Source organism: Aeromicrobium alkaliterrae, from assembly GCF_039529015.1.
GTDB classification, from domain to species: Bacteria; Actinomycetota; Actinomycetes; order Propionibacteriales; family Nocardioidaceae; genus Aeromicrobium; species Aeromicrobium alkaliterrae.
Genome location: NZ_BAAAME010000005.1, coordinates 573,889 through 581,137, shown reverse-complemented (window position 1 = coordinate 581,137; position 7,249 = coordinate 573,889). Strand labels below are relative to the sequence as shown.

Annotated in this window: 6 protein-coding genes; 2 read left to right on the top strand and 4 right to left on the bottom strand. The window is 69.0% G+C overall.

Annotated elements, in window-relative coordinates:
- Positions 1–613 precede the first annotated feature (613 nt).
- Both ABD127_RS16955 and ABD127_RS16950 read left to right on the top strand, forming a co-directional pair.
- Positions 614–1,585, top strand: coding sequence for an LLM class flavin-dependent oxidoreductase (locus ABD127_RS16955; protein ID WP_344203682.1), 972 nt, complete (start codon positions 614–616; stop codon positions 1,583–1,585).
- Entirely contained in the window at positions 1,582–2,247 is a 666-nt protein-coding gene (locus ABD127_RS16950) for an NAD(P)-dependent oxidoreductase (RefSeq protein WP_344203681.1), read from the top strand. The genes ABD127_RS16955 and ABD127_RS16950 overlap by 4 nt, the downstream gene beginning before the upstream one ends.
- A 7-nt stretch (positions 2,248–2,254) precedes the next feature.
- Here the strand turns inward: ABD127_RS16950 and ABD127_RS16945 are convergent, their stop codons facing one another.
- The 4 genes from ABD127_RS16945 to ABD127_RS16930 are packed head-to-tail and all read right to left on the bottom strand — an operon-like array spanning position 2,255 to position 7,132.
- Positions 2,255–3,838, bottom strand: a complete 1,584-nt coding sequence (locus ABD127_RS16945; RefSeq protein ID WP_344203679.1) for an ATP-binding cassette domain-containing protein — start codon at positions 3,836–3,838, stop codon at positions 2,255–2,257.
- Positions 3,835–4,614 carry an ABC transporter permease gene (locus ABD127_RS16940; protein WP_344203677.1) on the bottom strand — a complete coding sequence of 260 codons (780 nt, stop codon included), beginning with the start codon at positions 4,612–4,614 and terminating at the stop codon, positions 3,835–3,837. Before ABD127_RS16940 ends, ABD127_RS16945 begins: the two co-directional genes overlap by 4 nt.
- Before the next feature lie 35 nt (positions 4,615–4,649).
- Entirely contained in the window at positions 4,650–5,621 is a 972-nt protein-coding gene (locus tag ABD127_RS16935) for an ABC transporter permease (RefSeq protein ID WP_344203675.1), read from the bottom strand.
- On the bottom strand, positions 5,618–7,132 hold the full coding sequence (locus ABD127_RS16930) for an ABC transporter substrate-binding protein (protein ID WP_344203673.1): 1,515 nt from the start codon (positions 7,130–7,132) through the stop codon (positions 5,618–5,620). The genes ABD127_RS16935 and ABD127_RS16930 overlap by 4 nt, the downstream gene beginning before the upstream one ends.
- Between the last annotated feature and the right edge of the window lie 117 nt (positions 7,133–7,249).

Sequence of the window (7,249 nt, the reverse complement as noted above, 5' to 3'; positions counted from 1 at the left end):
ACTGCCTGCAATTACGGAGCGAAAGGGCCCTTCGCCGCGAGCGGGACATCGATCCTGTGCCCACATTTTGCCCACATCTCTAGCAGCGCTCCGTCCAGCTCGTGGCGCCGACGTGCGTCGCCAGTCGCTCTGGGGAAAACAACCCTCGCGAGGCGATCTCGAGCCCGTAAGAGGTGCCAGGGGCGCTGCACGGAACCGGAAAGCACTACCCAGGTTGCTCGCGATCGACCGAGACCCCTGACGTCGGCTCATCGCGACTGACTGGACCGTGACGAGCGCAGTCGGCCGAATGCCCCACGTGAGGACCGCGACACCGAACTCGCGCGATCCGGTCGTTCAGATCCAGGCTTGGACTTGGTCTCGAGGTGCGGCAGAGTGGTGACACGCGGGCGCGATGTCCTTGAGCTGGCACGTTCAGCACCGAGCCCCGCATCGAGGTGGGCGACACCGTCAAGATCGCCGACCGTCAGGACGAGCTGCGCGGGATCCGCATCCCGTGACCCGGATCGTCCCTGCGGGCCGGGACATCCCACGTCGAGCCGCTCAGCTCCGGGATCTCGCCGAGGGATCGGGCATTGACACGTCGAGGTTTAACATGAGGTAGCCTCGACTTATGGTTTCTCCGCGACTCAGCGTGCATGACACGTCTCCGGTCTGGCGTGGCAGTGGGGCAGCGACAGCGCTGCGGGAGAGCGTGGAGCTCGCGCGAGCGGTTGAGCAGCTCGGGTTCCACCGCTACTGGTTGGCTGAGCATCATGCGACCCCCGCGCTGGCGAGCTCGGCGCCCGCGGTGCTTGCGGGCCAGGTGCTCACCGCGACGTCGAGCCTGCGGGTGGGGTCGGGCGCGGTCCTGCTGCCGAGTCACTCGCCGCTCGTCGTCGCCGAGCAGTTCTTGACGCTTGCGGCCCTGCATTCTGCGCGGGTCGATCTCGGGATCGGTCGCGGGAAGGGTGGGTCGCCCGAGTCTGCGGCGCGCTTGGGGCAGTCGCGTTCGCAGACGTTCGACGAGCAGCTGGACGAACTGACGGCCTACCTGGCTGACGCAGGACCTGTCCGTGCGACGCCACGGGCGGAGGTCGCTCCAGAGCTGGTCATCGTGGGCAACAGTGTCCAGAGCGCGGAGCTGGCGGGTCGCCGTGGGCTCCCCTATGTCTACGCCGAGATCATCCGGCCAGGATTCGCCGCCGAGGCACTGGCGGCGTATCGAGAAGCATTCTCCGCTGGGCCGATCGACGAGCCCTACGCCGGAGTGGCGATCAACGCCGTCGTGGCCGATTCCGACGACCTGGCGAACCGGCTGGCGAGGCCGTTCGTCGTCGGCCAGCTCGCGATGCGCTCGCACGACCCGCACACGCTGTTGCCGACGCTGCAGGAGACCGACGACCTGATGCTGAGCGACGTCGAGGAATCGTTCGTGGCCGAGAAGCTCGCGCCCTCGATCATCGGTTCGCGGGCGACCGTGGCGAAACGCCTCGCCACGCTGATCGAGGCGGTTGCCCCCGATGAGCTGTTCGTCCTGACGCAGGTCCCCGGAATCGAGCACCGTCGACGGTCCTACGAGCTGCTCGCCGAGATCGTCCGGTGAGCACCGTCGACCCGCGCCCGGTCGTCGTGCTCGGCGCAGGAGGTCGTGCCGGACGGCAGGTCGTCCGGCACCTGGTTGACCTTGGTGTTCCGTGCGTCGCAGTGGGCAGGGCCGCACCGAGCCTGGGAGCCGCGCACCCCGCTCGGGTCGTCGCGGCGGATGCCACCGATCCGGTCGAGCTGCGACGAGTGGTCGCGGGCTCGCGGGCCGTGGTCGTCGCCATCACGCCCTTCTCGAGCCCGGAGGAGCTGACGGCCGACCTCGATCGGGACTTCTTCGCGGGCGTCGTCAGGACGCTGGACCTCGCGCGGGTCGCGCGGGTCGTCGGTATCGGCCTGTTCGCGACGCTCGTGTGGCGTGACGGCACCCGGGTCATGGACGACCCCGAGCTCTTTCCGCCGTTCCTTCATGGTTACGGGGAGTCGCGCCTTCGCGAGATCGCTGCCCTCGAGGCATCTGATCTCGACTGGGCCCTGCTGACACCACCTGCGGGGCTCAGCGAGGACGTGGACGAGAGTGACGGCTATCGCTTGGGGAGCCACCACGTCAGCGAGGGGGAGCTGAGGTCGTCGTTGGACTACGACACGCTGGCCCTGGCGGTCGTGGCGGAGGTCGTCCGGCCGACAGCTCACCGGGAACAGGTCGTGGTGCTCCCCGCCTGAGCGGGACTCACCGTAGGACTCGTGGGCTCGTCCGGATGCGGGGGACCGCCGCGAGCAGCTGCCGCGTGTACGGATGGTCCGAGCTCTCGATCAAGACCTTCGGTGTGCCCTGATCGACCACGACGCCGTCGCGCATGACCAGGATCCGGTCGCTGATGCGAGCGGCGAGACCGAGGTCGTGGGTGATGAGCAGGACGCCGAGCTGGTGCTCCTGGCGGATGCGATCCAGGACGCCGACGAGCTCGGCCTGCAAGGTCGCATCGAGCGCCGAGAACGGCTCGTCCGCCACCAGGACGTCGGGCTCGGTCGCGAGCGCTCGGGCGAAGGCCAGGCGCTGTCGTTGTCCGCCCGACATCGACCGGGGCATGCGGTCGAGCAGGTCGGCATCGAGGCTGACCAGATCCAGGACTGCTGCAACTTCCTGGGTCCCGGCTGGTCGTCCCTGGGCGCGGAGCGCTTCAGCGACCACGCGGCGGGTGGTGTATCGCGGGTTGAAGGACGACAGCGGGTCCTGCGGAACCTGCTGCACGCGGTGTCGCCTGGATCGCCGAGCGCGTTCGGGAAGGGGGTTCCACGGTTCGCCGTCGAGGGCGACGGAGCCCCGGTCGGGTGAGAGCAGGCCGAGCGCGATCCGCCCGACGGTGGTCTTGCCCGATCCGGACTCCCCGATCAAGGAGACGACCTCTCCCTGGTGAACTCGGAGGTCGACGTCTGTTGCGGCGACGATCGGGTGGTGCGCTGTGCCGAAGCGCTTGCTCACGGCCTCGAGCCGCAGTACTTCGCGGCCGGGGGCAGGACGATCGCCGATGTCGGTGAACGTGGGCTCGAGCGCGTTCTGCACCAGCCGCCTGGTGAAGTCCGCGCCCGGCCGGTGCAGGATCTGCTCGACGGGTCCGGTCTCGACGACCTGTCCGTCGCGCAGCACCACGATGCGATCGGCGACCTGGGAGACGACGGCGATGTCGTGACTGATGAACAGCATCGCCATCCCGGCAGAGGTGAGCGCGCGCAGCAGGTCGATGACCTGCGCCTGGACCGTCACGTCGAGCGCCGTCGTCGGTTCGTCCGCGATGAGGAGGGCCGGCCGTGCGGCGACGGCCGAGGCGATCAAGGCACGTTGGCGGAGCCCGCCGGAGAGCTCGTCGGGGTGTTGGGACGCGCGCCTCGATCCGCCGGGGAATCCGACACTGCCCAGCAATCGGCGCACCTCGGCTGCACGTTCAGCGCGGGGCACCACCGAGTGCTCCCGCAAGGGTTCTCCGACTTCGCGCGCGACGGTCCGCAGCGGGTCCAGCGACACGAGGGCGTCCTGGTGGACCAGCGCCACCTGTCGACCACGGATGCGGCGCCACGCTCGTTCGTCGAGTGCGGCCGCGTCCTGGCCGAGGATCGTGAACCGATCGGTCGCGACCCGGGCGTCGAGCAGTCCGAGCAGCGCCTTGGCGGTGACGGACTTTCCGGATCCGGATTCGCCGACGAGCGCGACGCACTCGCCTCGCCCGATGCGCAGGTCGAGACCGTGCAGGACCCGGCGCGCGCCGAAGTCGATGGTGAGACCGGAGAGGTCAAGGACGGGGTCTTGGTCAGTCATGATCCGGGTCCGTTACTCGTGCCCTGAAGTCGCTGGCCGAGGGCCGAGACGGTGATGACGAGCGCGACGAGCGCGATCCCGGGGAACACCGAGATCCACCACGCGTGCGCGAGGGTGTTCCTGCCTTCGGCCAGCATCGAGCCCCATTCGGGAGCCGGGGGCGGTACGCCCATGCCCACGAAGCTCAGCCCCGCAATGGCAAGCACGGCACCGCCGACGCCGAGGGTCGCCAGGACCACGACAGGCGCCAGCACCTGAGGCAGGACGTGGCGTCGGACCAAGACCGTGGAGGACAGGCCGAGGGTCCGGGCCTGGGCGACGTGCTCGCTGCGGCGCACGACCTGAGTCCGTGCGCGGACGACGCGGGCGTAGTGCGGCACGGTCGCGGATCCGAGCGCGACGACCACGGACCCGGATCCGGGACCCACGAAGGCGATCAGGGTCAGGGCCAGCAGCAGGGTCGGAAACGACGCGACGACATCGAGCAGCCGGCTCACGGCTTCGTCGACGACGCGCGGGGACATCCCGGCCACCAGTCCGACGAAAGTGCCGACGGTGACGGCAAGGCCGGTCGCGAGCACGGCCAGACCGATCGAGCGCCGGGCCCCGTGGACGAGTCGACTCAGGACGTCGCGCCCCAGCTGGTCGGTTCCAAGCGGGTGGTCGAAGCTCGGCGACGAGAGCGCGTCGAGGGGATCTGCCCCCAGCGGGTCGTGCGGCGCCAGCAGGTCGGGGGCCGCGACGGCTGCCGCTGCCGCCACGAGGACGGCTGTCATGACGAGCGTCGCCGGCCGTGAGCCACGGTGCGCGGTCATGCCGGCACCGGGTTGCGAAGACGGGGGTCGATCCACCAGCTCACGAGGTCCGCCAGGGTGTTGCATGCGACGTACGCGATCGACGACATCAGTGCGATGCCGACGACCAACGGGACGTCGCGCCCCTGCACCGCAGACAGGATCAGACGTCCGAGACCGGGTCGACCGAAGACCTGTTCGACGATGACGGCACCTCCGAGGAGGCTGGCGAAGATCCAGCCACCAAGGTTGACGACCGGGAGTGCGGCGTGTCGCAGTCCGTGTCCGAGTCGCAGACGCAGGTCCGACACTCCGCGTGCCCGCACGGTCGTCGCGAACGGCTGGTCCAGCGCCTCTTCGAGTCCTTGACGCATCAGCTGTGACAGGACGCCGGCGATGGGCGCGCCCAAGGCGATCGCCGGTAAAACGAGCGAGGAGGCGCCCGAGGCGCCGGCGACCGGGAACCACGGCAGGGTGAAGCTGAACAGGAACAGCAGCATCAGGCCGAGCCAGAAGTCGGGCACCGACACGAGCGTGAGCTCGACCGATCCGGCCACACGCCTCCTCAGCCGCCTCCCGGCCGTCGCCACGGAGATCGCGGTCGCCGCCAGCAGTGCGAGCGCTGAGGCAGCGCCAGCCAGTTGCACGGTCGGGAGGATCTCGTCGCCGATGACGTCGGTGACGGGTCTGCGCAGGACGAAGGACTCCCCGAGATCCCCCGACAACAGACGTCGGAGGAACTCGATGTACTGCTGTCCGAGCGACTGGTCGAGCCCCCATCGAGCGCTGACCGCAGCCCGAACCTCGGGCGTGTCGGGCCCCGTGCCGATCAGGACCCGCACGATGTCGCCCGGAGCGGCGTGAACGGCGAAGAACGCGAGAGTCGACGCCAGCCACACCACGAGAAGCGCCGACCCGAGTCGAGCCGCGACCCTCCCGGCGACGCGCGACCGTCGGCCACGCGCCGCCGGGGCGAGCAGGTGCGTCACGACGCGGGGTCGAGCCAGATGTCGTAGGCGCTTTCCGGATCGTTGTAGTACGGGCGGAACCTGAACCCGTGGACGTGGTCCCGCGTCGCGACCTGAGCCTCGCTCTCGACCAGCGGCAGCACGTACGCCCTCTCGGCCACGACGTGGGTCTGCAAGTCCTGGTAGATCGCGGCCCGCGTTGCGACGTCGGGAGTCGACCACCCCTGCGTCAGCCACGTGGTGACCTGGTCCTCGTCGATGTTGCTGAAGTTCACCGCGCCGCCCAGCTCCTTCGGCAGCCAGTGCCACTGGAGGCTCGCCGAACCAGGCTCGATGATGGCGTTGTCGAGGGCACCGTAGTCATTGGCGACGTAGTGCTCGGCCCACGTACCGTCGTCGACCTGCTGGACGTCGAAGTCGATTCCCGCGACGTCCTTGACCTGCGCCTGAACGGCCTGCAGCACGGTGTCGCGCCCGTCGAACACGTAGCTGGCGCCCTGGAACAGGGTGATCGTCAGGCGCTCGCCGGCCGTGTTGGTGCGGAAGCCTTCGTCGTCGCGTCCGGACCATCCGGCGGCGTCGAGCAGCTCGTTCGCGAGATCGGGATCGTTGCCGAAGCTTCCTTCGAGCGCGGGCTGGTAGAACTGGGTCTCGGACGCGTTCAGCGAGCTCCACGCCCGCGTCCGCTCGCCCTGGTAGATCGAGTCGAGGATCGTGTCGACGTCGACGGCCGCCACGAACGCCTTGCGCACGCTCTCGTCCTGCGTCGGCCCGAAGATCGTGTTGAAGTAGATCGACCACGGAGCGCCGATGAGGCTCGATCGCGCGACCGTCACCTCGTCGTTGTCCGACAAGGTGGCCGAGTCGATCCCGGGGATGCCCTCGATGACGTCAACCTGCTCCGAGGTCAGCGCCCCGATACGCACGGACGACTCGGGCAGGAAGCGGTAGGTCACGGAGTCGAGGTAGGCAGGGCCCTGGTGCCCGGCATTGGCGGGGGCCCAGTCGTAGTCGTCGCGACGCTCGAACGTGACCTCCTGGCCGGACGCGACGTCCGAGATCACGAAGGGTCCCGTGCCGTGGACCTGCGACCCGCCCGCCGAAATCGAGTCCTCCTCGTACGAGGAGGGTGAGATCAGGAAGGCGTTGGAGGCGTAGTCCAGGAACGGCGCGAACGAGTCGACGAGATCGAACCGTACAGTCCGCTCGTCGATGACGACGACCTCTTCCAGGTGCGCGAGGGGTCCCTGACCGGCGCCGTTCTCGTCGTAGGTCGGATCGTTGAGGTGGTCGAAGTTGACCTTGACCGCCGCAGCTGTCAGCGGCTCGCCATCGCTGAACGTCACGTCCTCGCGCAGCGTGAACGTGAACTGTCGCGCGTCAGACGAGACCTCGTAGCTGTCCGCGAGCCAGGGCACGTAGCCGCCGTCGGAGTCGCGGTACAGGAGGGACTCGTAGGCGTTGCGAAGGATCAGGTGGGTCCGGTTCTGCCCGTTGAGCTGCGGGTTGAGGGTCGTGGGTTCGGTCTCCACGGCCCACGTGAGGGAACCACCCGAGACAGGCTCGCCCGATCCTCGTGATTCGGAGCTGGATCCGCTGCAGGCGGACACGGTCAGGGCGGCGGCGGCGAGAGCGCCGGCCAAGAGGCG

Excerpts from the sequence above, each read along its gene's own strand:
- ABD127_RS16945 (WP_344203679.1), bottom strand. The coding sequence starts at position 3,838 with ATGACTGACCAAGACCCCGTCCTTGACCTCTCCGGTCTCACCATCGAC.
- ABD127_RS16955 (WP_344203682.1), top strand. The coding sequence starts at position 614 with ATGGTTTCTCCGCGACTCAGCGTGCATGACACGTCTCCGGTCTGGCGT.
- ABD127_RS16940 (WP_344203677.1), bottom strand. The coding sequence starts at position 4,614 with ATGACAGCCGTCCTCGTGGCGGCAGCGGCAGCCGTCGCGGCCCCCGAC.